This window comes from Cyanobium usitatum str. Tous, from assembly GCF_963920485.1.
Classification (GTDB): Bacteria; Cyanobacteriota; Cyanobacteriia; order PCC-6307; family Cyanobiaceae; genus Cyanobium_A; species Cyanobium_A usitatum_A.
This window is the reverse complement of sequence record NZ_OY986431.1, coordinates 176,738-201,613: the sequence shown is the minus strand read 5'-3', so window position 1 is coordinate 201,613 and position 24,876 is coordinate 176,738. Positions and strand designations below refer to the sequence as shown.

Here is a 24,876-nt window from a genome sequence, read left to right as displayed (position 1 = left end):
CCGAAGGTACGTACTCACCCCCCCTAGGAGCTGATCCCGCGCAGACCGGCCTGCAGGCGGAAGCGCTGCTGTAGGCCCAACACAGCCAGCACAGCTACCACCAGCCCGCCCCAACCCCAGACGGGGAGCTTGAGCAGGAAGCCGCCGATGCCGAGCAGAGCTCCGAACAACACCGCACAGCTCAAGACCAGCTGGCTAACCAGATCGAGCAGGGTTTCCTGGGGCTCGACGCCGGTGCGGCGCCGCCAGCCTGCCCAGCCAGGCCCGGCCGGCCTCACCTGGAGCACGAAGCGCTCGAGCACCTCGGCACTCTCCGGCGGGGTGGCCAGCATCACCAGGATCCAGAGCACGGCCGTGAGCACGGTGGTCACCAGCAGCCGCACGCCGTAGTCGTCGATGCGCAGAAACGGCACCACGGAGGTGGAGAACCCCACCAGGAAGCCGCCAAGCATCGCCGCCAGCTCGGCGGCAGCATTGATCCGCCACCAAAACCAGCGCAGCACCAGCACCACCCCAGGGCCAGTGCCGATGGCGATCACCAGCCGAAACACGGTGCCGATGTTGGTGCTCAACAGCGCCGTGAGCACACCCAGGGCCACCAGCACCACCGAGGCCAGCTGGCCCACCAGCAGCAGCTCCCGATCCTTTGCCTCCGGCCGCATGAAACGCTGGTATAGGTCGTGGGTGAGGTAGCTGGCACCCCAGTTCACCGCCGTGCTCACGGTGCTCATGAAGGCCGCCACCAGGGACACCACCACCAGCCCCAAGGCCACAGGAGGCAGCAGCTTTACCGCCAGCAGCGGGTAGCTCTGCTCCCAGTCGGTGGATTCGGGCAGCAACACCACCGCCGCCAGGGCCACCAGGATCCAGGGCCAGCTGCGCAGCAGGTAGTTCACCCCAAGAAACACCCAGCTGGCGATGCGGGCCTGGCGCTCATCGCGGGTGGCCAGCAGCCGCTGAATGAATTCACCGCCGCCGTCGCTGCGGCGAAAGCTCCACCACTGCAGGGCGATGTAGGCAGTGAAGGTAGGCACGGAGATACCAGCCCCTTCGATCCAGCTGAAGCGGCCACCCTCCAGCTGCCAAGGCACCAGGGAGAGAAGCTCCGGCCGGTTCAACTCGCGCACGCTGGCCAGCAGGGCATCCATGCCACCGGCGGCCTGGACCGCGTAAAAAGCCACGGCCAGCGCCCCGGCCAGGGCCAGCACCAGCTGCAGCATGTCGGTCACCACCACGGCCCAGAGGCCGCCGGCAGCCGTGTATACGAGCACCAGCACCCCCACGATCGCCAGCAGCTGCAGCCTGGCGGCGGGGGTGGGGGCCAGACCCAGGGCTTCGCTCACCTTGGCCATCGCCAAGAAGGCGTAGCCGATGCCGATGCAATTAATCGGCAGGGCAAACAAAAAGGCCTTGATGCCCCGCAGCCAGGCAGCGGTGGGGCCGCCATAGCGGAGCTCGGTGAAGGCGGCATCGGTGAGCACACCGCTGCGGCGCCACAGGGGAGCAAACACCACCGCCATGGCTACATGGGCCACGCCAAAGCTCCACCACTCCCAGTTGCCAGCGAGGCCGCGCACCCCCACAAGGCCAGCCACATAGAGGGGCGTGTCCACAGAAAAGGTAGTGGCCGCCATCGAAGCGCCAGCCAGCCAGCCTTTGAGCTGGCGGCCGGCCACGAAGTAGTCGGCCTGATCGCGGTTGCGGCGCGAAAGCCAAAGGCCCAACATCAGGCTGGCCACCAGATAACTGATCAGGATCAGCCAGTCGATCTTTGCCATAGGCGGACCTTAAGCCGGCTCCAGGCTGCCCTCAAGCCGGCGACGCAGTTGGCCGCAGGCGGCATCGGCATCGAGGCCGCGGCTGGCCCGCACACTCACAGCCACATGGCGGTCGATCAGAGCCTGTCGAAACGCCTCCACCGCGCCAGGCGCTGGACGCTGGAATTCCTCCTCGGCGATCGGGTTGTAGGGGATCAGATTCACATGGCTCTGGAAGCCACGCAGGAGCCGTGCAAGGGCATCGGCATGGCGGGGCTGGTCATTTAGCCCGCCCAGCAGGATGTATTCAAAACTCACCCGCCGGCCGGTGAGCTCAACGTAGTGGCGGCAATCGGCCAGCAGCGCTTCTAGGGGATAGCCATGGGCCGTGGGGATCAGCTCCTCCCGCAGGCGCTGGTCCGGGGCATGCAGGCTCACCGCCAAGGTGAACTGGGCCCGGCCCAGCCGCTCTAGGGCCTGCTCCGCCAAGGTGGGCAAACTCTTGGGTACTCCCACGGTGCTCACCGTGATCTGACGCTGGGCCATACCCAGATCGGTGCAGAGGCAATCAATCGCTGCCAGCACCGCCTCGCTGTTGAGCAGGGGCTCACCCATGCCCATAAACACCACGTGACTGGGGCGCTGATCCATCACCTCACGCACGCTCAGCACCTGATCGACGATCTCGTGCACCGCTAGGGAGCGCTGCAGCCCCCCTTTACCGGTGGCGCAAAAGAGACAGGCCATCGGGCAGCCCACCTGGCTGCTCACACACACCGTCAGCCTGCCTTCGGCGGGGATGCCCACGGTCTCGAGGCTGAGGCCGTCGTGAGTTCCTAGTAATAGTTTTGTGGTGCCATCACGGGCGACGCTGCGGTGCAGCTCCCGTGAGCGACCAATCCAATCGCCGGCACCACTGGGGGGCTGGGTGGCTAGTTGGTCCCGGAAGGCCTTGGGCAGCACAGTCACCTGGTCGAGGCTGCGAGCTCCCTTGGCGTAAAGCCAATCGTGCAGCTGGCGGCCGCGGAAGGCGGCTTGACCATGGCCAACGGCCCACTGCTCCAAGGCCGCCAAACCCATCCCCAGCAGGGGAGTGGCTAGCGGCGCAGCGGGCGATGTGCTCAAGGCCAGATCAGCAAGCCGTGGCCCAGCTTCCATTCCGCCACCAGCAGGGCGATGAAACCCAACATGGCCATGCGGCCATTGAGCAGCTCGGTGTGGGTGTGGAAGCCAAAGCGGGGCAGCCGGCGCTGGGGCACCTGCGTGTTCAGGCTGGTGCGGGCGGAATTACTCATCGGTGAGCAGACCCTCTTCCTGCAGACCCTCGAGGGCAGCGGGATCAGCGATCAGCTCCTCCTCCAGACCCTCCTCAACGGATGGTCGGGTAAAGGCTGCCGTGCCGCTGGCGCTGGCTTCGATGCCATGGCGGCTGCGAGTTGCCTCAAGATCCGCATCGGAGGGATCATCGAGCACTGCCATCGACGCCGCTGGAGCCGGCATCTCGACTGTGTAATCGGGACGCAGGTTCTGCATGCGGCGATAGCCCATGGCCTCCTCCTCGAGGATGTCGGGATGGGGGCCCGCCTCAGCCCGCAGCTCCTCTTCGAAGCCGCTGAAGCCAGTACCAGCAGGGATCAGGCGGCCGATGATCACGTTCTCCTTGAGACCGCGCAGCCAGTCGCTCTTGCCCTCGATGGCAGCTTCAGTCAGCACCCGGGTGGTCTCCTGGAAGGAGGCAGCCGAGATGAAGCTGTCGGTGTTAAGCGAGGCCTTGGTTATTCCCAGCAGCACCGGTGTGAACTCGGCGGGTGCGCCACCGGTGATTGCCATGGCGCTATTGACCTGCTCCACTTGACGCAGCTCGATTAGCTCACCGGGCAGCAGGGTGGTGTCCCCGGCATCCTCGATACGCACCTTGCTGGTCATCTGGCGCACGATCACTTCGATGTGCTTGTCGCTAATCGCAACTCCCTGGCTCTTGTAGACGTTCTGCACCTCCGTGACCATCCGGAACTGCAGCTTGGAAATGGCCTCCTGGGCCGCCTCCATGGTGGGCTTGCGGCTGCGCAGATCTTCAAAGAAGCACTCCAGCAACTCGTGGGGATTGATCGGGCCGTCGGTGAGCGATTCACCGGCATGCACCTGCTGGCTATCGTTCACCATCACGTTGCGACCCAACAGGATTGGGTACTCGGTGATGGCATCGTCGTGCTCGATAACCGAGACGGTTATCGAGTCATCGTCATCACCCTGCTTGATCTGCACGGTGCCACTCTTGCGGCAGAGAATTGTGGATTCCCGCGGACGGCGGGCCTCCAGCAGCTCCTCAATACGGGGCAGACCTTGCACAATGTCGCCTGTCTTTTGACGTTCGAACACCAGCAGGGCTAGAGCGTCACCGCGCTGCACCAACTCACCGTCGCGCACGTGCAGCACGGAGTCGGGCGAAACCATATAGGGGCGACCGAGGCGAATCGTGAGGGTGCTGCCGTTGATGGCTTCCACCTGACCGCAGCAGGGGGCTTCGACCCCTTCCGCCAGCCGGTCACCATCGACGATGCGCTGCTCAACCCCAACCTCACACTTAGCCGAACCAAGCACGATGTTGCGGGTGTCGCCATCGCGCTCGACGATCAAACGGCGAATCGGCTCGCCATCGACCAGATCAGGCAGCTGAACCACTCCATCCTCCTTGCAGAGGATCTGGGTGGTGGCCACCACGTCGCCGCGCTTCACCGCAATGCCGTCTTCCACCTGGAGATCGGTGTGGGTGGAGCCGTGGCTGGCATCGGAGAGGGTATCGCGACGCACCAGCAGGGTTTCCAAAATCGTCAGCTGCAGGCGCTCGATCGTCTTGGCCCGCTTATCAGACACCGCTTCCACATCCACCGTCATCTGGGGGGTGGTGTCGATGGTTTCCAGGATCAGCTGGGTGCGCAGCAGCTCCACACCATCGACGCTCTTGATCAGCTCGCCGTCCTTAAAGGCCAGGCGCTGGGTGGCCTTGAGATTCAAGGAGGGGCCGCCTGACTGCTTAACCGCGCCCAATTCGGGCAGGTGGGCAGCATCTGGGATGGCGTACTCCTCAACAGGACGCAGCAGCAGGGCCCCACCGTCGGGGGTTTCAACTGCTTCGACAAACAGAATCGCCTCCGCCTTAAGACCCTTGGCGATATCTTCGCCAGGGGTAACCATCTTGCCGTCAGCAAATTTGCTGACGGTTTTGCTGTCGGAAACCAGATGCAGAGTGCCTGAGCGCACAATGATTTCCCGAAGAATGTCGTTCTTCTGGGTCACCGTGACGATGCCGGCGGTTTGGCTGAAGATGTCCTTCACCACCTCGGTGCCGGCCTCAATCCACTGGCCGTCCTCAATCATCAACAGGGAGATGTCCTTGTTGATCTCGTGGGTTTCCTGGGGGATCCACAGCAGGGTGCCGCCCTTGCTCACCTCGTAGCCGTTCTTTGCGCTACGAGCTTTCTTGATCGACAAACCCGGGGCAAACTTGACGGTGCCTCCGGTTTGGGTGCGGAAGCGATCGTCGGCCAGCTCAGCGATCACCTCACCGTTGCCGATCTTGCTGCCAGGGGCGGTATTGAGGCGGTAGCGAATGTTGTCCTTGCCCTCCAGGTGCCAGATCTCGCCGGAGTGGGTGGATTCACCAACCAACTTGCAGTCTTTGATGGTGAGGCTGGCGGTGACGATCTGCACCTCGCGGGAGTCGCCGGCGCTATCGCGCAGGCGCACGGCGCCGCCGTACTCGCTCACCAGGCGGCTTTCGGCCAGCACTTCGCCAGTGGTGACGACCTTGTTGCCACCCACCACGGGCAGGGCATTGGGGGGCAGGTTGTAGACGTCACCACTGAACACCCACATCCGGCCCAGGCGCTGGGCCTTGAGGGTGATGTTGCCCTGGCGGTCGGTGACCTCCTTGGGCTGGATCGCATCCTCGTAACGCACCTGACCAGCCAGGTCGCAGATCACGTCCTTGGTGGCCTTCTCAATGCTCTTTTTGACCGTCACGCCAGCGGCGATCTGGGCCAGGATCGTATCTCCGGGCACGGTGTCGCCATCGGCGACAAACAGGATCGAGCCGCTAACAATATCGAGCTTTTGCAGCTTGCCCTTACCCGTGGGCTTAAGGCTGAGGGTGAAGTCTGTTTCGGCTAGCTGGGCCTCCACACCGTGGGGGGTGCGGAAGGGGCGCACCCGAGCCTTGGGCCCGAATTCGACCGTGCCATCCACCAAGGAGCGCACCACGCCGGATTCGGCCGTGGACACACCACCGGTGTGGAAGGTCCGCATGGTCAGCTGGGTGCCGGGTTCACCGATCGACTGGGCTGCCACGATGCCGACGGCTTCGCCCAGATCCACCAGCTGGTTGTGGGCCAGAGCCCAGCCGTAGCACTTACGGCACACCGAGCGGGATGCCTCGCAGGTAAGCGGCGAGCGCACCTTGACTGTTTTGACACCACCTTCCTCGATCCGGCGCGCCAGGATCGGATCGATCTCACCATCGCGATCAACCAGGATTTCGCCGTCCTCTGCAACCAAGGGCTCGGCTGCCAGGCGGCCGATCAACCTGGCGCCAAACCTGCCTTTCTCGTCGGCATCGATCGGAATGCTGCGGGTTGTACCGCAGTCGTCTTCCCGCACGATCACGTCCTGGGCAACGTCTACCAAGCGACGGGTGAGGTAGCCGGAGTCGGCTGTACGCAGGGCCGTGTCCACCAGACCCTTGCGGGCGCCGTAGGAGGAGATCACGTATTCGGTGACCGTAAGCCCCTCGCGGAAATTGGTGCGAATCGGCAAGTCGATGATTTCCCCTTGGGGGTTGGCCATCAAGCCGCGCATGCCCACCAGCTGGCGCACCTGGGACATGTTGCCCCGGGCACCGGAGTTGGCCATCATCCACACCGAGTTGAGTGGATCGTTCTCGTTGAAGTTGCGGCGCACGGCCGCCACCAGGCGTTCGTTGGTTTCGGTCCAGGTGTCGATCACCTTGGTGTGGCGCTCAACCTCAGTGATCTCGCCGAGCCGATAGCGCTCTTCGGTTTCAGTGATCTGCTCCTCGGCTTCAGCCAGCAGGGCAGCTTTGTCACTAGGAATGCGCAGGTCGTCGACGGAGATCGAAACGGCGGCCTGGGTGGCGTAGTGGAAGCCGAGATCCTTGAGCTCGTCGGCCATGGAGGCCGTAGCTGCCGTGCCGTGGTGCTTGTAGGCCCACGCGACCAGATTGCGCAGCGCCTTCTTGTCGATGATGCGGTTGCGGAAGGGTGGCGCCTGCTTGCTAAGGGCTTTGCTCGCCTTCAGTGCTGCTGCTGCAGCAATTTCCAGAGCGGCTGCCTCGGCAGCCTTCTTGGCGCTCTTCTTGGTGGTTTTCTTAGCTGGTGTGGCTGTCATGGCTGCGCGCAATTGATAGACGTAAAAGGAAGGAAAACGGAAACCCGGAACCTTGAATCCGGAACGGCCGTCAGGTCGCAGCCACGGCGTCGATGATCGTGTGGTTGATCACGACACGGCCCACAGTGGTGAGCAGGTAGCGGCTGATTAGGGCGCCATCTTCATCAAAGCGATCGCGGCGGAACAGCCACTGCTCGATGCGCGTGCCGTCGCTGAGGGTTTCTTCTTTTTGGGGCTGCTTGTCCTCGTCGTCGTTCTCCACCTCGCCGCCGAAACGCACCCAGATCCAATCGTGGAGGTGAACGTGCTTCTCCTCAAAGGCATCGATCACATCGTCGAGGTTGGCGAAGGTATTGGCCCGGTCGCCAAATTCAGGCTTGATAGCTCCAGGCTTTTCGGCCGTGAGGTAGTAAGCGCCAAGCACCATGTCCTGGGACGGGGTGATGATCGGCTCGCCAGTGGCGGGCGAAAGGATGTTGTTGCTGGCCAGCATCAACATGCGCGCCTCGGTTTGAGCTTCGATCGCCAGCGGCACGTGCACGGCCATCTGGTCACCGTCAAAGTCGGCGTTAAAGGCCGGGCACACCAGCGGGTGTAGCTGGATGGCGCGACCATCAACCAGTTTTGGCTCAAAGGCCTGAATGCCGAGACGGTGCAGGGTCGGAGCTCGGTTCAGCAGAATCGGGTGACCTTCGATCACCTCCTGAAGCACCTGCATCACCTCATCGTCGGCGCGCTGAATCAACTTCTTGGCGGCCTTGATGTTGTTGACAATGTTCTGGCGGATCAAGCGGTGGATCACGAACGGCTGGAACAGCTCGATCGCCATCTCCTTGGGCAGGCCGCACTGGTGCATCTTCAGCTTCGGACCCACCACGATCACGGAACGACCGGAGTAGTCGACCCGCTTACCAAGCAGGTTTTGACGGAAGCGGCCCTGCTTGCCCTCAATGATGTCGCTCAGCGACTTGAGTGCCCGGTTGTTGGCACCCACCACGGTGCGACCACGGCGACCGTTGTCGATCAAGGCGTCTACGGCCTCCTGCAGCATCCGCTTCTCGTTGCGAACGATGATTTCAGGGGCCAGGATCTCCTGCAAACGGGCCAACCGGTTGTTCCGGTTGATGACGCGGCGGTAGAGATCGTTGAGGTCTGAGGTGGCAAAGCGACCGCCATCGAGCTGCACCATCGGGCGCAGGTCGGGCGGAATCACCGGGATCACATCGAGCACCATCCAGTCGGGACGGGCACCAGTGGCTATGAAGTTGTCGATCACGCGCAGGCGCTTGATCAGCTTGGCGCGCTTTTGACCCTTGCTGGCGGCAATATCACCACGCAGCTGCTCGGCAGTCTCGTTGAGTTCAAGATCTTCCAGCAGTTGCTTCAACGCCTCGGCGCCGATGCCCACTACTGGTTCATTCTCAATATCCGAATCCTCGGCGTAGATCTGGTCCTCGATCTCCAGCCACTCATCTTCCGTAAGAAGCTGCTTGTAGGTGAGGTCCTTGTGATCGCCCGCATCGAGCACCACGTAGCAGTTGAAGTAAACAATCTGCTCCACATCCCGCAGGGGCATGTCGAGCAGGATGGCTACGTAGCTGGGAATCCCTTTCAGATACCAGACATGGCTCACCGGTGCCGCGAGCTTGATGAAACCCATACGGTGACGGCGCACCCGGCTCTCCGTAACCTCCACACCACAGCGCTCGCAGACAATGCCGCGGTGACGCACCCGTTTGTACTTGCCGCAGTGGCACTCCCAGTCCTTGGACGGGCCAAAGATCTTCTCGCAGAAGAGCCCGTCCATCTCGGGCTTCAGCGTGCGGTAGTTGATGGTTTCGGGCTTGGTTACCTCACCCACCACTTGACCGTTGGGCAGCGTGCGCTGCCCCCACTCCATGATCCGCTCAGGCGACGCCAAGGTGATCTTGACGTAGTCGAAGTGGTTTTCGGTACGGAGGTTGCTGTTGGACATCGGCTTGCAGCTCGCGGAGATCGATAAAGGAAGGGGAGGTACGGCTTCGCCCGCAGGAGGAGCGATCCGCGATCAATCAGCGATCAGTCGTCGTCATAGTCCGCGACGCCGAGGGACTCGTAGGTGGGACGGCTGGGGGTGCTACGGCGGGGGTTGACATCTTGCATGAGATCAACTTCTTCGCCGGCATCGGTATAGACGGCGATGTCTAGACCAAGCGACTGCAGCTCGCGCATCAGCACCTTGAACGACTCCGGCGTGCCAGGGCGGGGGATCGGCTTGCCTTTAACGATGGCGTTAAGCGCCTCGTTGCGGCCCTGCATGTCGTCGGACTTGACGGTGAGCAGTTCCTGCAGGGTGTAGGCGGCGCCATAGGCCTCAAGAGCCCAGACCTCCATCTCACCAAGACGCTGGCCGCCCTGCTGGGCCTTGCCGCCCAGGGGCTGCTGGGTAACCAGGGAGTAGGGGCCGGTGGAGCGGGCGTGGATCTTGTCGTCCACCAGGTGAACCAACTTGAGGATGTGGGCGTACCCAACCGTCACGGGCTGGTCAAAAGGCTCGCCGCTGCGGCCGTCGATCAACTGAATCTTGCCTGGGTTATCGGGGTTGTAGACCCATTCCTTGCCGGGCAATTTGGCGGCTTCCTCGAGGTAGGCCTGCACGGTTTGCTTCGACTTTTCAGCGCCGTGCATTTCGTCAAACGGCACCACCTTGACGCGGCAGTCGAGGTGGGAGGACGCCCAACCCATCAGGCACTCAAACACCTGGCCCACATTCATGCGGCTCGGTACCCCCAGGGGGTTGAGCACGATGTCGATGGGGGTGCCATCGGGCAGGTAGGGCATGTCCTGTTGGGGCAGGATCCGGCTGATGATGCCCTTATTGCCGTGGCGGCCGGCCATCTTGTCGCCAACCTGGATCTTGCGGCGCTGGGCCACATAAACCCGCACCACCATGTTTGCGCCGGGCGGTAGTTCGTCGCCCTGCTCGCGGGTGTAGATGCGCACGTCAACAACCCGACCCCGTTCGGTGCTAGGCACCCGCAGGGAGTTGTCGCGCACGTCGCGGGCCTTCTCGCCGAAGATTGCGCGCAGCAACTTCTCTTCTGGGGGCTGGTCGGATTCACCCTTGGGGGTCACCTTGCCAACCAGGATGTCGCCGCTTTCGACGTAGGCGCCTATGCGGATGATTCCCATCTCGTCGAGGTGGCCCAGGCTCTCCTCGGCCACATTAGGGATTTCCCGCGTGATCTCCTCAGGGCCAAGCTTGGTCTGACGGGCTTCGATCTCGTACTTCTCGATGTGAACCGAGGTATAGAGGTCGTCGTGCACGAGACGATCGCTCAGCAAGATCGCGTCCTCGTAGTTGTAACCCTCCCAGGGCATGTAGGCGATCAGCACATTTTGCCCCAGGGCGATCTCGCCGCCCTCGCAGGCGGAGCCATCCGCCAGCACCTGGCCAGCAATCACCGGATCGCCCTGGCGCACGATCGGACGCTGGTTGAGGCAGGTGTCCTGGTTGGAGCGCTGGTACTTCTGCAGGTGATGCACATGGTCGGTGCCCTGGTCATCGCGGATGACGATGGCGGTGGCATCGACAAAGGTGACCGTGCCATTGACCCGGGTGATCGGCACCATGCCGGAGTCGCGGGCCACCTGGGTTTCCAGACCGGTGCCCACCAAGGGGCGCTCTGGCCGCAGCAGAGGCACGGCCTGGCGCTGCATGTTTGAACCCATTAGGGCCCGGTTGGCGTCGTCATGCTCCAGGAATGGAATCAAGGAGGTGGCCACCGAGATCACCTGCACCGGCGAGAGCTGGACGTAATCGACCTGCTCAGGGGGCACCTTCTCAAAGTCCTGGCGGTAGCGCACAGGCACCAGATCTGAGGTGATGTAGCCATCGGAATTGGTGGGCACGTCGCCAGGAGCTACGCGGCACTCATCCTCGAGATCGGCAGAAAGGTAGATGGGATCACCGCTCTTGTGAACGATGCCCTCTTCCACTCTCCAGAACGGCGTCTCGATGAAGCCGTACTCATTAACTCGGGCGTGGGTGGCCAGGGAGCCAATCAGGCCTGCATTCGGTCCTTCCGGTGTCTCGATCGGGCAGATGCGCCCGTAGTGGGAAGGGTGGATGTCGCGCACCGCAAAGCCCGCCCGTTCGCGGGTCAAACCACCTGGGCCCAGGGCGCTGATCCGGCGCTTGTGGGTTAGCTCCGCCAGTGGGTTGGTCTGGTCCATGAACTGGCTCAGCTGGCTGGAGCCAAAGAACTCCTTGATCGCCGCCACTAGGGGCTTGGGGTTCACCAGCTGGGCAGGGGTAAGGGATTCGGTTTCCCCGACCGTCATGCGCTCTTTAATGATGCGCTCGAGCCGGTTGAGACCGACCCGCACCTGGTTTTGCAGCAGCTCTCCCACCGAGCGCACCCGGCGATTGCCGAGGTGGTCGATGTCATCGAGGCTGGCGCCGCCCACATCGAGCTCGAGATTGATCAAGTAGTCGATGGTGCTGAGCACGTCCTCAGGGGTGAGGGTGCGCACGGCATCGGGGATGGTGAGGCGCAGCTTTTTATTGATCTTGTAACGACCAACGCGACCTAGGTCGTAGCGCTTGGCATCAAAGAAGCGGCTGTGCAGCAGGGTCTGGCCGCCGCTGACAGAGGGTGGCTCACCCGGACGCAGCTTTTTATAGAGCTCAAGCAGGGCCTGATCTTCGGAGGAAATGCCCTCGTCGTTGGCCGACTCGATCGACTTCTGGTAGTACTCGGGATGGCGAAGTTTATCGAGCACGTCGTTGTCAGACAGGCCGATAGCCCGCATCAACACGTGAGCATTGATCTTGCGCGTCTTATCGACACGTACGTGCAGCAGGTCGTTTTTATCAGTTTCAAACTTCAACCAGGCACCCCGGTTAGGGATCAAGCTGGCGTTGAAAGTTTTACGGCCGTTCTTGTCCTGCTCATCCTTGAAATAGACGCCAGGTGAGCGCACGATCTGGTTAACGATCACCCGCTCGGCACCGTTGATGATGAAGGTGCCTCGCTCAGTCATCAAGGGCAGCTCGCCGATGAAAACCTCCTGCTCCTTGATCTCACCTGTCTCCTTATTCACCAGGCGGCAGGTGACATACATCTGGGACGCAAACGTCGCATCACGGCGCTTTGCTTCTTCCACGTCGTGACGCGGGCGCTTCAGGCGGTACTCGCTACCGATGAAGTGCAGCTCTAGCTTGCCGGTGTAGTCGGTAATCGGCGAAAAGCTCTCAAGCTCTTCGATCAGGCCCTTCTCCAGGAACCATTTAAAGCTCGCGCGCTGCACCTCCACCAAATCGGGGAGGTAAGTGGCGGTCTTGGCGACCTGGATCGCGCTGCTCATGCGGTGAACCTGCAGGAACGGGTGGATAAGGACTGGGCAGTGGAACGCATCTGATGCCGATCACCGCTGACTTGAATGCTCCGCAACCGCCCACACAAACAGCCGCTCCCCTAGTAGGGAACGGCTGCCCGAGGGGGCATGCTTAACGGGGTCGCTTCAAGAGTGCAGACGTCGACAACAAGCAGCGCTTCCGCTTCCAGGCCAATAAAACATCATACATTGTGAAGCGGCAGGCCAAACAGCCGTGAGGCGTTGGAACTGCTGGTATTAGCCACTTCTGTGAGGGTTTGCCCACGCAAATCGGCTACTCGGACTGCCACCGCCGCCACAAAAGCTGGCTCGTTGCGCTTGCCGCGGCGGGGCACCGGCGCCAAGAAGGGACAATCGGTTTCCACCAGATAGCGATCAGCGGGCACCTGGCGGGCGCAGGCATGGGTGGCTTCCGCCTTGGGGAAAGTCACCGTGCCGCTAAAGCTAATGAAGAAACCGAGCTCTAAAAAACCGGCCATCTCCTCCGGATCTCCACCCCAGCAATGCATCACGCCGCGAGGGCAGCCCCCAAGGGAGGCCCGCTGCCTCAGCAAGGCCAGCATCGGCTCGGCAGCGTCGCGGCAATGCACAATCACAGGCAGGTCCAGCTCCACTGCCAGATCAAGCTGTGGCTCGAGCATGGCCATCTGGGCAGCCAAATTCTGCTCACGGAACAGATCGAGGCCGAGTTCTCCGATCGCCACCACCCGCCGATCAGCCTGGGCGGCTTGACGCAAAATCTCTGGCGTGTCGGGCTGCCAGTGCTCGGTATCGAGCGGATGGACCCCTACGGAATAGCGCAACTCGTCAAAACGATCTGCCAGGGCGCGGATCGCTGGAATTTCCCCGGGCTCAACGCAGGCGTGAACCAGGGAACGAACACCTGCATCACGCCACCGCTGGGCTACCGCCTCTAGGTCGTCGTCGAAATTGCGGAAAACGATGTGGCAGTGGCTGTCGACCAAAACGGGCAAACCCGATTCGGTCGATGCTGGCGAGGCAGTCACGGAGGGAGGCTGGCTCAGGCTTGGACGGCTGCAGCTGGCTCGATCACCTGCTTCACAGCGGCACTGATACGCGACTTCTGATTGGCTCCGGTGTTGCGGTGCAGCACACCCACCTTCACCGCCTTATCAATCTTGCTGAAGGCGGCATTCATGGTGGTTTGAACAGCCGTCTTGGCGTCTTCACCAGGGGTCTGGGAATAAGCGCTGCAAGCGGTGAAGCAGCGCTTCATCAAGGTGCGCAGGGCCGACTTGTAGGTGCGGTTGCGGAGACGGTTGCGCTCGGCAACCTCAATGCGCTTCTTCGATGAGGTGTTATTGGCCACAGGCGGACGGACGCTGGATCAGAGAAGGGAGATCCTACCGTCAGGCCCTCCTTAGGAGCCTCACCGCCTGCAAGAACTGTGCCGGCCTAACTTGACAATCCCGTAACCCTGAGCCGTTCCGTGGTCGCAACGCCTGCTGCCCTATCGATCAGCTGCCTGCGCGATGACGGTTCAAACGCCGCCCCTGATCGACTGGCAACCATCGCCGAGCGCACCAGTGGCGGGCGCCTGCGAGAAGAGATGGTTCGGGTCGAGGAGATCCTCGCCCGGGTGCAAGCGGAAGGCGATGCCGCCCTGATGGAGCTCACCGAACGCTTTGACGGCGTGCGCCCCGATCCCCTGCGGATTGCGCCACAGCGGCTGGCTGACGCCTGGCAAGCCACACCGGCGCCCCTGCAGGACGCCCTGCGCCTGGCACACCAGCGAATCCTCGCCTTCCACCAGCATCAACTGCCGACCGATCTGGCCGTCACCGGTCCCCATGGCGAACTGCTGGGTCGGCGCTGGCGGCCGGTGCAGCGGGCCGGCCTATACGTGCCTGGGGGGCGGGCTTCATACCCCAGCACCGTGCTGATGAATGCTGTGCCGGCGCGGGTAGCCGGGGTGCAGCGGCTCGTGATGGTGACGCCCCCAGGTCCCGGCGGCGAGCCCCATGAAACCGTGCTGGCGGCCGCCCACCTGGCCGGGGTAGAGGAGGTGTATCGGGTTGGGGGCGCCCAGGCAATCGGGGCCCTGGCCTTCGGTACGGCCACCATTCCCCGGGTCGACGTGATCAGCGGCCCCGGCAACCTCTACGTGACCCTGGCCAAAAAAGCGGTCTACGGCCGCGTGGCTATCGATTCGCTGGCAGGGCCCAGTGAGGTACTTGTGATCGCCGACCACAGCGCCAGGGCCGACCAGGTAGCCGCAGACCTGCTGGCCCAGGCCGAGCACGACCCCCTGGCAGCCGCGATCCTGCTGACCACCTGCCCGGAGCTGGCCGCCGCCATGCCAGCTGCCCTGGAGGCCCAGCTTGAGAACCACCCCAGGGCTGAAATCACCCGCACCGCCCTCAACGACTGGGGGCTGATCGTGCTCTGCGACAGCCTTGGCCGCGCCGCCCAACTCAGCGACTGCTTCGCCCCCGAACATCTGGAGCTGCTGGTGGAAGACCCGGAAAGCCTGGCCGAACAGATCAAGCACGCCGGCGCCATCTTTATGGGTCCGTACACCCCCGAGGCCGTCGGCGACTACCTAGCCGGCCCCAACCACACCCTGCCCACCGCCGGCACGGCCCGCTTCGCCGGCGCCCTGAGCGTGGAGACCTTTATGCGCCACACAAGCCTGATCCGCTTTAACCGGGAGGCCTTGGAGGCCACCGGATCTGCGGTGATCACCCTGGCCGAAAGCGAGGGGCTGCACAGCCATGCCGAATCGGTGCGGCGCAGGCTGAACTGAGATGGGGGAGTTTGCTTCGCCATGGTGACGTTTCACTCCACCCGGCTGGAACTCACCACCACGGCCAGCTTCAGCTGCCACGACATCAGCGCCGACCTGCAAGCCTTCGTGAATGCCAACGGGATCCGCAATGGTCTGCTGGTGGCCGCCGGCCAGCACACCACCACCGCCCTGGTCGTAAACGAGGCCGAGGAACGGTTGCTGGGCGACATCGAGCGCCATTTCCTGGCCCTGACGCCCCCCGACCGGGCCTACGCCCACAACGACCTGCACCTGCGGCCGGGCATTCCCGCCGATGAGCCGCGCAACGCCCATGCCCACCTGATCGCCCTGAAGCTGGGCAACCACCTCACCCTACCGGTGGTGGACGGCCACTTGGGCCTGGGCCGCTACCAGGCCGTGCTGCTGGTGGAATTGGATGGCCCCCGTCAGCGCCAGGTGCTGCTGCAGCTGTGCGGAGACGGAAGCGCGGTTGGGGGCCGAGACTCAGCGCTTGATTAGATCCCGCACCCGGGGCTCGCCGTCCACGATTTCACCCACCAGCACCTGGTCGGTGATGTTCACGAACAGGCCGTTCTCCAACACGCCCGGCAGGTTGTTGATCGCCGCCTCCAGGCCAGCCGGATCGCTGATGCCACCAGCAAACTTCACATCTAAAACTAGGTTTCCCTGATCGGTCACCACCGGACCGGCCTTCTTCACGGCCATGCGCAGCTGGGCCTCGCCGCCCATTGCCTTGAGCTGACCCTGCACCTGACGCCAGGCACCGGGGAGCACCTCCACCGGCAGTAGGAAGCCGAGGTTGAGGGTGTCCACCAGCTTGGTGGAATCCACCACCACCACAAAGCGATCGGCCCGCACTGCTACCAATTTCTCCTGAACGTGGCAAGCACCACCGCCCTTGATCAATTGAAAAGCGGGATCCACCTCATCTGCGCCATCAATTGCAAGATCGATGCGCTCAATCGCATTAAGGCTCTTGAGCGGAATGCCGAGTTCAGCGGCCAGCACCTCGCCTTGGAAGGAGGTGGTGACACCCACCACATCGCTGAGTTCACCGCTCTTGAGCTTGGCGCCGAGGGCCTGAATCATTAGGGCTGCGGTGGAGCCGGAACCCAGGCCGACCACCATGCCGCTCTGGATCTGCTCAGTGGCCGCAGCAGCCACTGCCTGCTTCATCCGGTCCTGCAGATCCGACATCAAATATTCCTGAATCGGCCGCGACCGTAGCAGTGCTCAACCGGAGTGGGGTAAGGCCGCCGGCTTGATCATCAGGCTGAGTTCCCGTTGACCCCGAACCACCGTGAGCGCCAGGGGCTCGCCAACGCTGCTGCGCTCAACACGCTCCAGCAGGCTGGCCGGATCGGGCACTGGCTGGTCTGCCACAGCCACCACTAGGTCACCGCGGCGCAGGCCAGCCGTTTCCGCTGGACTAGCGGGCAGCACCCTTTGCACCAGGGCACCATCCCGCTCTGGCAGCTGCAACAGAGCCTCGGGATCACGATTGTTGTCCCGGGCGCGGCGAGCAGTGAGCGGCACCAACTGCAATCCCAGATAGGGGTGAATCACCTGGCCGCCGTTGCTGAGCTGGCTGGCCACACCTCGGGCCAAATTAATCGGTATGGCAAATCCCAATCCTGCGCCTGGTCCAGAGCGCACCAGGGTGTTGATACCGATCACCTCGCCACTGGCGTTGATCAGCGGACCACCGGAATTGCCTGGATTGATGGCCGCATCGGTTTGGATCAGATCGAGCCGCTTGTCGGAGAAGCCCAGGCTGTTGATATTGCGGTGCAGGCTCGAAACGATGCCCAGGGTCACGGTGCGCTCGAGCCCATAAGGGCTGCCCATGGCAATGGCCCAATCGCCCACCTCCAGGGCCTCGGAGTCGCCCAGGCGGGCGGAGCGCAAATCCCGCGCGCCGGAGATTTTGACCACGGCCAGATCGGTCACCGAATCGGCGCCCACCACCGCACCGTCCACATGGCGACCATCGGCCAAAGTGACCTCAACGCTGTCGACCTGATCGACCACGTGGGCGTTAGTGAGTACCAGGCCCTTGGCTGCATCGATTACAACGCCAGACCCCTGCCCCCGCTCTCGCATGCTGCCGGAGGGATCGCCGAATAGATCGCGCAGCAAAGGATCGAGCAGGGCGGGATCAAAGGCTTGGCGAGCCACCTCGCGCTCGGTGTCGATCCGCACCACCGCTGGCGCCACGGCCCGAGCTGCCTCGGCCACAAAGCTGTGGGGAATGACCTGCCCAATGGGATCGACCCCAGGCTCCAGAGCTAGGGCAACAGCGCTGAAAGATCCAAGTCCCAGGGCTAGGCCGAGGCCGACCGTCCAAACCAGCCTGACCAGAGACAAGCTCGCCCCCAACACCCACTTCATCGACGTTCCTTGACGCATGGCTATGAGGCTAGGGAGCCCATCAAGGCGGCAGGGAATGGAGATAGGGGCAGGCAGGCGGTTGTAACGGCCTAAATTGAATCGAGATCGCACAGTGGCAATGGCAGTAATTCCCCCCGGCACGCGTCAGCGCTGCAGCCTTTGCCAGGTGGAAATCCAGGGCATGGTTGGCGGCAACGACCAGGTGCACTTCAGCCAGGGAGGCCCCGGCACCCGGGCAAAGCTCTGGGCACGGGTATGCCAATACCTGCGCACCGGCGAACAGCAAGCCCAGTGCCTGAACCAGGACGCCAGCCAAAGGGGCACCGTCCAACAAAGCGACTACTTCGCCGAAGCCCCGATCATCGAAATACCGCCGGCATCGGCTCCTGGCCCCTGAGCTTCCTATCCCCTAGGCTGAATGCTTGCCCGGCGGGCATACCCTCCAGTCACGGTTTGGCGCCTCGCTGAGCATTCAGCGCTTCGCCAAGGGTTCGGTTTTTACTGAACAGCTGTGCTCTGCAGGGCAGTTTTAGTACTGCACAAGCCGGCGGGCCGCCTGCCCCCAGCTTCCCCGCCGCATTGCCCCACCCTCTCCTGCCCGACCTAGAGCGCCTAGCCCAAGCGGCTGTGGTAGCTACTGGGTTTGAGCTCAAGGGAGTGCACGTCTTCACCCATCGCATCCCCATGACGGTGCAGGTGCTGGTGCAGCGAGCTGATGGCAGTGACATCAACCTGGATGAGTGCGCTTCCCTAAGTGCACCGCTGGCCGAGGCGATCGAGGCTGCCGAGCTGCTTGGTGATGCTTATGTGCTGGAGATCAGCAGCCCTGGCGTCAGCGACGAGCTGCGCGACGATCGCGATTTCCGCTCATTTCGCGGATTTCCCGTTGTCGTGCTCTGCCGTGACAACCAAGGGCTCGACGTGCGGCGCGAAGGGCTCCTCCTAGAGCGCGATGCGACGGATGTTCACATCAACATCCGCGGCCGCACCCAGCGCATCCCCCGAGACTCCGTGATCAGCGTCTGCCTGGTCACCCCATCCGAGTCCGACTGACTTTCCCCTGACCATTTCTCACCCCTGATCCATGGCCCTGGTTCTGCTCCCCGGTCTGAATAACCTGATCGAGGACATCAGCGACGAGAAGAAGCTGGCGCCCGCCGTGGTGGAGGCCGCCCTGAGGGAAGCCCTACTTAAGGGCTATGAGCGCTACCGCCGCACCCTCTACCTCGGGATCAGTGAAGACCCCTTCGAAGAGGACTACTTCTCCAACTTCGATGTGGGCCTGGACCTGGAGGAGGAGGGCTACCGAGTTCTGGCCTCGAAAATAATTGTTGAGGAAGTTGAGAGCGAAGACCACCAAATCGCCCTAGCCGAAGTGCAGCAGGTTGCCGATGACGCCCAGATCGGCGACACGGTGGTGCTGGATGTCACCCCGGAGAAAGACGACTTCGGCCGCATGGCCGCCGCCACCACCAAGCAGGTGTTGGCTCAGAAGCTGCGGGACCAGCAGCGCCGCATGATCCAGGAGGAGTTCGCCGACCTGGAGGATCCCGTGCTCACCGCTCGGGTGATCCGCTTCGAGCGCCAAAGCGTGATCATGGCCGTGAGTTCTGGCCTGGGTCGCCCCGAGGTCGAGGCCGAGCTGCCCCGCCGCGACCAGCTGCCCAACGACAACTACAGGGCCAATGCCACCTTCAAGGTGTTCCTCAAGGAGGTGAGCGAGGTGGCGCGGCGCGGCCCCCAGCTATTTGTGAGCCGCTCCAACGCGGGCCTGGTGGTCTATTTGTTTGAGAACGAAGTTCCCGAGATCCAGGAGGGTTCGGTCCGAATCGTCGCCGTAGCCAGGGAAGCCAATCCCCCTTCCCGCTCAGTTGGCCCGCGCACCAAGGTGGCCGTCGACTCGGTGGAGCGCGAAGTTGATCCAGTGGGTGCCTGCATTGGCGCCCGCGGCTCCCGAATTCAGCAGGTGGTTAACGAGCTGCGTGGCGAGAAAATCGACGTGATTCGCTGGTCGCCCGACCCGGGCCAATACATCGCCAACTCCCTCAGCCCGGCAAGGGTTGAAATGGTTCGCCTGGTCGACCCTGAAGGCCAGCACGCCCACGTGCTGGTTCCCTCCGATCAGCTCAGCCTTGCCATTGGCCGCGAAGGCCAAAACGTGCGTCTGGCCGCCCGCCTTACCGGCTGGAAACTCGACATCAAGAACGCCGGCGAATACGACCAAGCCTCGGAAGATGCGGTGGTGGCTGAGCTGATTGCCCAGCGGCAAGAGGAGGAGGCTCTTCAGGCCGAAGCCGAAGCCCGCCTTGAAATCGAACAGGCCGCCCGGGCCGAGGAGGATGCCCGTCTGCGGGAGCTTTACCCCCTGCCAGAAGACGAAGCCGGTTACTACGAGGAAGAGGAGGCGCCCCAGGCAAGCGAGGCAGAGGCCCGGTGAGTCGCCGTGCCGTGCTTCGGCGCTGTGTTGCCTGCCGCGCGCTGCTGGATCGCCAGCAGCTTTGGCGGGTAATTCGGCTGGCCGAAGGGGGACTCGGGTTGGATCAGGGCATGGGCCGTTCGGCCTATCTCTGCCCCAACCAGGCGTGTCTGGAAGAGGCGAAACGACGTAAGCGTCTGCAGCGGGCCCTGCGCTGCCAGGTTGCAGATGCAATTGTCGAAACGCTGGAAAAGCGCCTGACCCCAGGCGCCGATCTCGCCTCTGAGGCAAGATGAACATTGGCCGCAGCGCGCGTGCGGCCTGGTGTGCCCCTCGGCCCCGCATGGCGGCCTTTGGGCCCCGACCCATGGAGACCTGAATGACCAGCAGCGGCAAAGTCAGAATTTATGAGCTGTCCCGGGACTTAGGCCTGGAGAACAAGGACGTGCTCGACGCCGCCGAGAAGCTGGGGGTTGCGGCAAAGAGCCATAGCAGCTCTATCAGCGACGACGAAGCGACACGGATTCGCTCCTTGATCGAGGGCGGCTCGAACGGCAGCAAGGCGGCAGCGCCGCCCGCTGCCGCTCCGCCGAAAGCGATCCTCGCCGTCAAAAAGGCTGAGACCGCCGCTGTCCCATCGCCAGCCCCTCCCCAGCCAGCCACCAGCCCCCGGCCGGTCGCTCCGGCGGCAGCCAAGCCGGTCATGCCCCCGGCCCGGCCCGCCGCAGCTCCTGCGGGTAAGCCAGCCCTGCCCAACAAGCCGCCCTTGGCAAGCAAGCCACCCCTGGCCTCCAAGCCACAGGTGGTTGCCAAGCCTCAGCTGGTCTCCAAGCAGCCTGAGCTTGTCAAGCAACCAGAAGTTGTCAAACAGCCAGCAGCTGCAAGCAAGCCCACCTTGGTGAGCAAGCCGCCGGCACCGACCAAGCCCCCGGCACCAGCCAGGCCCGCAACTGCTTCAGCCAGCAAGCCTGCTTCACCCAGCAAGCCTGTGGTGATTGCATCCAAGCCAGCTCGCCCAGCCACCCCAGCCCCGGCCCGCCCGGCCCCTGCAGCTCCGGCACCAGCTGCGAGCCGCAAACCGGAATTGCCGATGCGGCCAGCGCCCGGCAAGCCCCAGCTGGTGGGTAGGCCCATCAGCACCCCTGCGGGGGGCACCACCAGCAGCCGCCCGGCTCCGCCAGCAGGCAGGGCGCCCCTGAGTCAGCGTCCCGCCAGCCCCCAACGCACTGGCGTGCCAGCTCCAACCCGTCCAGGCCAGCCTGGAGCTGGGGGCCGTCCTGGCCCAACCCCCTTGGAGCTTGTCGGCAAGCCGATTCGCCGCGATAGCGAAGCCCCTGGAGCCCCTATTGGCCTAGGAGCTCCCGGTCGCCCGGCAGCACCTGGCCGTCCGGGTATGCCAGCCGGCATGCGCAAGCCGATGGCTCCTGGCGAGCTGATGCAGCTCCAGAAGCCCTCCGGCCGCCCCACAGCCCCACCGCCGCGGCGCCCCGGCGACCGCAGCGAAGCCCCAGCAGGTGCACCCAGCAGCCCTGGCGGCACACCGGAACTGGTGCGACCCAGCGCAACCCCGCCAGCAGCCCCCAGAAGGCCTGGCTTCCGGGCCCCAACGCCCGCTGGTGCAGCCGGACGCCCCCGCCGACCTGACTGGGACGACAGCGCCAAGCTGGAGGCCCTGCGCAGCCGTACGCCTCAAAAGCAGCGCACCAAGGTTCACATCATCGGCGAAAACGATGATGCGCTCACGGCTGAAACCGGTGGCTACGCCGGTGAACATGAGGCCTATGTGCTGCAGGCCAGCCTGGCCCGCCCGGCCAAGCCCCGCACCGCCTCCACCCCAGCCGCCAAACCCATGGCGGCGATGCGCAAGCGCAAGAAGGAAACCACCCGCCAGCGTCAGCGCCGCCGGGCCATGGAACTCCGTGCGACCCGCGAAGCCAAGGCTGTTCGGCCCGAAATGCTGATCGTGCCGGAGGGCAACCTCACGGTGCAGGAGCTGGCCGAGAAGCTCGGTGTGGAAAGCTCCGAGATCATCAAGAGCCTCTTCTTCAAGGGGGTCATCGCCACGGTGACCCAAAGCCTTGACCTCTCCACAATCGAAGCGGTGGCCGAGGAATTCGGCGTACCGGTACTCGAAGACGACGTCGAGGCAGCGGCCGCCAAGACGGTTGAGATGATCGAAGAAAGCGATCGCGCCCACCTGATCCGTCGCCCCCCCGTGGTGACCGTGATGGGACACGTCGACCACGGCAAGACCAGCCTTCTCGACGCAATCCGCAAAACCCGAGTTGCAGCGGGCGAAGCCGGCGGCATCACCCAGCACATCGGCGCCTATCAAGTGGAGATCCCCCACGCAGGCGAACAACGCAAGATCACCTTCCTCGACACCCCGGGCCACGAGGCGTTCACCGCCATGCGAGCCCGCGGCACCAAGGTCACAGACGTGGCAGTGCTGGTGGTGGCAGCCGATGACGGCGTACGGCCCCAAACCCTCGAGGCAATCAGCCATGCCCGGGCCGCCAAGGTGCCGATCGTGGTGGCGATCAACAAGATCGACAAGGAAGGGGCCTCCGCCGACCGGGTCAAACAGGAACTCTCCGGCCTCGAACTGGTGGCTGAAGACTGGGGTGGCGACACGGTGATGGTGCCTGTCAGCGCTCTCAAGGGTGAGAACGTCGACAAATTGCTGGAGATGATCCTGCTGGTCACCGAGGTGGAAGACCTCCAGGCCAACCCGAACCGCATGGCTCGGGGCACCGTGATCGAGGCCCACCTCGACAAGGCCAAGGGCCCTGTTGCCACCCTGCTAATCCAGAACGGCACCCTCAAAGCTGGTGACGTGCTGGCGGCAGGCCCGGTTCTGGGCAAGGTGCGCGCCATGGTGGATGACACCGGCAAGCGGGTTAAGGAGGCAGGTCCTTCCTATGCCGTTGAAGCCCTCGGCTTCAGCGAAGTGCCAACCGCTGGCGACGAATTTGAGGTCTATCCAGATGAGAAGACCGCCCGCTCGGTGGTAGGCGACCGCGCCAACGAGGCCCGGGCCACCCGACTTGCCCAGCAAATGGCTTCACGTCGGGTTTCCCTGGCCTCGATGTCGGGCCAGGCCAGCGAGGGCGAGCTCAAGGAGCTCAACTTGATCCTCAAAGCAGACGTGCAGGGCTCCGTGGAGGCGATTCTCGGCTCCCTGGAGCGACTCCCTCAGGGCGAGGTGCAGGTGCGGGTACTGCTCTCAGCACCTGGCGAGATCACCGAAACCGACGTCGATCTAGCCGCCGCCTCCGGCGCCGTGATCGTTGGCTTCAACACCTCAATGGCCCCTGGCGCCAAACGCGCCTCCGATGCCACCGGCGTCGACGTGCGCGACTACGACGTCATCTACAAGCTGCTGGAAGACATCCAGATGGCTATGGAAGGCCTGCTGGAGCCGGAGTTGGTGGAGGAGTCCCTTGGCGAAGCCGAGGTGCGCGCCGTATTCACCATTGGCCGCAGTGCGGTGGCTGGTTGCTATGTGACCAGCGGCAAGCTGCAACGCAACTGCAAAGTGCGGGTGTGGCGCGGCAAGGAGAAGGTGTTCGAGGGCGACCTCGACTCCCTGCGTCGCAACAAGGACGACGTCAAGGAAGTTGCCACCGGCTTCGAGTGCGGCATCGGCACCGACCGCTACACCGGCTGGCAGGAAGGGGATCGGGTGGAGGCGTTCAAATTGGCCACTCAGCGCCGAACCCTCACCATCTGACCTCCGTGAACCCCCGCAGCGAGCCCCTGCTCTGGCTCCAGCTGGTGGCCCTTGGGGCCGTGCCGCTGGAGCTTTTGGGGTTGGTATTGGTGCTGGCGGGGGCGGATCCTGGCCCCCTGCCTGGGCTAGAGCGCTTGCTGGCCTGGGCAATCGGCGCCCTAGGGCCCGCAATTCTGCTCTGGCAGCGCCCAGCCGACGTTTGCTCCTTGCTGGTAATTCAAGTACCAATCAAAGCCAGAAGCGGGGCCCAGCTCAGCTTGGCGGCACTGCAGAGCAGCCTGGTGCTCAAGCTCCTAATGGCAGCTGGCGCTGCAGCCCTGCTGCCCCTTTTTTGGTGGATAGACCAGCACGCCGCCCTGGCTACGCCGCTCTCCCCCCTGGCAGCAAGCCCTCGCTTCGTGGGTCTGCTAGTGGCCTGTCCGCTGCTAGCGGTAATCACCTGGCAGTGGCAACAACTGATCCAGACAATCGCCCTGCTAAGCCGCAACCCAGCCACGCTCCCTGAGCGTCCACCCCTGAGCCTGCAGGAGCTCGTCAGCCAGCGAATGTCCCTAGGGCTGCCCCTGTTGCTGCTGAACCCGCTTCTGACCAGCCAGCCTGCTGCTTCAGTCGCCGGCACGGTTGCGATCCAACCAGAAGAGACTGCCGAACAAGCTGAGGGCACCGACCTGGATCAGCAGGTCGGTTGAGGCAACTTCGGCTCCGCTTGCCAATCGCATTGCCATCGTGGCCAACCCCACCGCACCAGAAGCGGCCAAGGCCACCCAAAGACCGCGCCGCAGACCGCGCCAGGGGGTACGAGCTTCTTGGAGCAACCTCGCCTTAAGGGCTGGATCAATTGAATCTGGCTTGGATCCCATCACTTACCCTTCCCATCAAGGCCAACCCCTGAATGCTAATTTCATTGAGCTGCCGGTGTAGCTCAGGGGTAGAGCAACTGATTCGTAATCAGTAGGTCGTCGGTTCAAATCCGATCACCGGCTTAAGAAATAAAACTAATAGCGACTGGCTGAGCACTGCTCAATAT

At 63.5% G+C, this 24,876-nt stretch carries 19 protein-coding genes and 1 tRNA gene; 9 read left to right on the top strand and 11 right to left on the bottom strand.

From position 1 onward, the window contains the following. Window positions 1-23: 23 nt before the first annotated feature. The 8 genes from U9970_RS01090 to rpsT form a co-directional block, all read right to left on the bottom strand. A complete protein-coding gene (locus U9970_RS01090) occupies window positions 24-1,778 on the bottom strand; it encodes a sodium:solute symporter family protein (protein WP_322764926.1) in 1,755 nt (584 codons plus the stop codon). Between the two features lie 9 nt (window positions 1,779-1,787). Next, window positions 1,788-2,837 carry a 23S rRNA (adenine(2503)-C(2))-methyltransferase RlmN gene (rlmN, locus tag U9970_RS01085; RefSeq protein ID WP_322765972.1) on the bottom strand — a complete coding sequence of 350 codons (1,050 nt, stop codon included), beginning with the start codon at window positions 2,835-2,837 and terminating at the stop codon, window positions 1,788-1,790. Window positions 2,838-2,878: 41 nt separating this feature from the next. Beyond that, the gene (locus tag U9970_RS01080) at window positions 2,879-3,052 is read right to left on the bottom strand and encodes a chlorophyll a/b-binding protein (protein ID WP_322764925.1); all 174 of its coding nucleotides are present in this window, start codon (window positions 3,050-3,052) and stop codon (window positions 2,879-2,881) included. Further along, the gene (locus U9970_RS01075; RefSeq protein ID WP_322764924.1) at window positions 3,045-7,160 is read right to left on the bottom strand and encodes a DNA-directed RNA polymerase subunit beta'; all 4,116 of its coding nucleotides are present in this window, start codon (window positions 7,158-7,160) and stop codon (window positions 3,045-3,047) included. Before U9970_RS01075 ends, U9970_RS01080 begins: the two co-directional genes overlap by 8 nt. A gap of 70 nt (window positions 7,161-7,230) precedes the next feature. Continuing rightward, window positions 7,231-9,135 (bottom strand): DNA-directed RNA polymerase subunit gamma, encoded by a 1,905-nt coding sequence (locus U9970_RS01070; RefSeq protein ID WP_322764923.1) that lies wholly within the window; start codon window positions 9,133-9,135, stop codon window positions 7,231-7,233. 83 nt (window positions 9,136-9,218) lie between these two features. Then, window positions 9,219-12,509, bottom strand: coding sequence for a DNA-directed RNA polymerase subunit beta (rpoB, locus tag U9970_RS01065; RefSeq protein WP_322764922.1), 3,291 nt, complete (start codon window positions 12,507-12,509; stop codon window positions 9,219-9,221). Between the two features lie 212 nt (window positions 12,510-12,721). Next, entirely contained in the window at window positions 12,722-13,546 is an 825-nt protein-coding gene (locus U9970_RS01060; RefSeq protein WP_322764921.1) for a TatD family hydrolase, read from the bottom strand. A 14-nt stretch (window positions 13,547-13,560) separates the two neighbouring features. Beyond that, a complete protein-coding gene (gene rpsT, locus U9970_RS01055) occupies window positions 13,561-13,869 on the bottom strand; it encodes a 30S ribosomal protein S20 (RefSeq protein ID WP_322764920.1) in 309 nt (102 codons plus the stop codon). Window positions 13,870-13,989: 120 nt separating this feature from the next. Between rpsT and hisD the strand changes: the two genes are divergently transcribed. Continuing rightward, complete coding sequence (hisD, locus tag U9970_RS01050) at window positions 13,990-15,306, top strand: histidinol dehydrogenase (RefSeq protein WP_407653059.1); 1,317 nt, start codon at window positions 13,990-13,992, stop codon at window positions 15,304-15,306. Window positions 15,307-15,327: 21 nt separating this feature from the next. After that, the gene (locus U9970_RS01045; RefSeq protein ID WP_322764919.1) at window positions 15,328-15,807 is read left to right on the top strand and encodes a secondary thiamine-phosphate synthase enzyme YjbQ; all 480 of its coding nucleotides are present in this window, start codon (window positions 15,328-15,330) and stop codon (window positions 15,805-15,807) included. On the opposite strand, the gene rpiA is transcribed toward U9970_RS01045, so the two are convergent. Together rpiA and U9970_RS01035 are read right to left on the bottom strand one after the other, a co-directional pair. After that, on the bottom strand, window positions 15,793-16,506 hold the full coding sequence (gene rpiA, locus U9970_RS01040; protein WP_322764918.1) for a ribose-5-phosphate isomerase RpiA: 714 nt from the start codon (window positions 16,504-16,506) through the stop codon (window positions 15,793-15,795). The two genes, U9970_RS01045 and rpiA, sit on opposite strands and share 15 nt — an antisense overlap. Window positions 16,507-16,542: 36 nt before the next feature. Continuing rightward, on the bottom strand, window positions 16,543-17,718 hold the full coding sequence (locus U9970_RS01035) for a trypsin-like peptidase domain-containing protein (protein ID WP_322764917.1): 1,176 nt from the start codon (window positions 17,716-17,718) through the stop codon (window positions 16,543-16,545). Window positions 17,719-17,818: 100 nt separating this feature from the next. Between U9970_RS01035 and U9970_RS01030 the strand changes: the two genes are divergently transcribed. The 6 genes from U9970_RS01030 (at window position 17,819) to U9970_RS01005 (ending at window position 24,538) form a co-directional block, all read left to right on the top strand. After that, entirely contained in the window at window positions 17,819-18,097 is a 279-nt protein-coding gene (locus tag U9970_RS01030) for a hypothetical protein (protein ID WP_322764916.1), read from the top strand. A gap of 182 nt (window positions 18,098-18,279) precedes the next feature. After that, window positions 18,280-18,753 (top strand): ribosome maturation factor RimP, encoded by a 474-nt coding sequence (gene rimP, locus U9970_RS01025; RefSeq protein WP_322764915.1) that lies wholly within the window; start codon window positions 18,280-18,282, stop codon window positions 18,751-18,753. A gap of 31 nt (window positions 18,754-18,784) precedes the next feature. Beyond that, complete coding sequence (nusA, locus tag U9970_RS01020; protein WP_322764914.1) at window positions 18,785-20,137, top strand: transcription termination factor NusA; 1,353 nt, start codon at window positions 18,785-18,787, stop codon at window positions 20,135-20,137. Next, window positions 20,134-20,412, top strand: coding sequence for a YlxR family protein (locus U9970_RS01015; protein WP_106502372.1), 279 nt, complete (start codon window positions 20,134-20,136; stop codon window positions 20,410-20,412). Before nusA ends, U9970_RS01015 begins: the two co-directional genes overlap by 4 nt. 83 nt (window positions 20,413-20,495) lie before the next feature. Next, window positions 20,496-23,849 (top strand): translation initiation factor IF-2, encoded by a 3,354-nt coding sequence (infB, locus tag U9970_RS01010; protein ID WP_322764913.1) that lies wholly within the window; start codon window positions 20,496-20,498, stop codon window positions 23,847-23,849. 5 nt (window positions 23,850-23,854) lie between these two features. After that, entirely contained in the window at window positions 23,855-24,538 is a 684-nt protein-coding gene (locus tag U9970_RS01005; protein ID WP_322764912.1) for a low-complexity tail membrane protein, read from the top strand. Here U9970_RS01005 and U9970_RS01000 read toward each other — a convergent pair. Next, a complete protein-coding gene (locus U9970_RS01000) occupies window positions 24,455-24,709 on the bottom strand; it encodes a DUF3493 domain-containing protein (protein ID WP_254937322.1) in 255 nt (84 codons plus the stop codon). The genes U9970_RS01005 and U9970_RS01000 overlap by 84 nt on opposite strands. Window positions 24,710-24,760: 51 nt before the next feature. Here U9970_RS01000 and U9970_RS00995 point away from each other — a divergent pair. Then, window positions 24,761-24,832: transfer RNA gene (locus tag U9970_RS00995), tRNA-Thr, on the top strand. Window positions 24,833-24,876 lie beyond the last annotated feature (44 nt).

What these genes read in the sequence shown, in the direction of transcription:
- U9970_RS01090 (WP_322764926.1), bottom strand. Translation starts at nt 1,778, where the DNA reads ATGGCAAAGATCGACTGGCTGATCCTGATCAGTTATCTGGTGGCCAGC.
- rlmN (WP_322765972.1), bottom strand. Translation starts at nt 2,837, where the DNA reads ATGGGTTTGGCGGCCTTGGAGCAGTGGGCCGTTGGCCATGGTCAAGCC.
- U9970_RS01080 (WP_322764925.1), bottom strand. Translation starts at nt 3,052, where the DNA reads ATGAGTAATTCCGCCCGCACCAGCCTGAACACGCAGGTGCCCCAGCGC.
- U9970_RS01075 (WP_322764924.1), bottom strand. Translation starts at nt 7,160, where the DNA reads ATGACAGCCACACCAGCTAAGAAAACCACCAAGAAGAGCGCCAAGAAG.
- U9970_RS01070 (WP_322764923.1), bottom strand. Translation starts at nt 9,135, where the DNA reads ATGTCCAACAGCAACCTCCGTACCGAAAACCACTTCGACTACGTCAAG.
- rpoB (WP_322764922.1), bottom strand. Translation starts at nt 12,509, where the DNA reads ATGAGCAGCGCGATCCAGGTCGCCAAGACCGCCACTTACCTCCCCGAT.
- U9970_RS01045 (WP_322764919.1), top strand. Translation starts at nt 15,328, where the DNA reads ATGGTGACGTTTCACTCCACCCGGCTGGAACTCACCACCACGGCCAGC.
- rpiA (WP_322764918.1), bottom strand. Translation starts at nt 16,506, where the DNA reads ATGTCGGATCTGCAGGACCGGATGAAGCAGGCAGTGGCTGCTGCGGCC.
- U9970_RS01035 (WP_322764917.1), bottom strand. Translation starts at nt 17,718, where the DNA reads ATGCGTCAAGGAACGTCGATGAAGTGGGTGTTGGGGGCGAGCTTGTCT.
- U9970_RS01030 (WP_322764916.1), top strand. Translation starts at nt 17,819, where the DNA reads ATGGCAGTAATTCCCCCCGGCACGCGTCAGCGCTGCAGCCTTTGCCAG.
- nusA (WP_322764914.1), top strand. Translation starts at nt 18,785, where the DNA reads ATGGCCCTGGTTCTGCTCCCCGGTCTGAATAACCTGATCGAGGACATC.
- infB (WP_322764913.1), top strand. Translation starts at nt 20,496, where the DNA reads ATGACCAGCAGCGGCAAAGTCAGAATTTATGAGCTGTCCCGGGACTTA.
- U9970_RS01000 (WP_254937322.1), bottom strand. Translation starts at nt 24,709, where the DNA reads ATGGGATCCAAGCCAGATTCAATTGATCCAGCCCTTAAGGCGAGGTTG.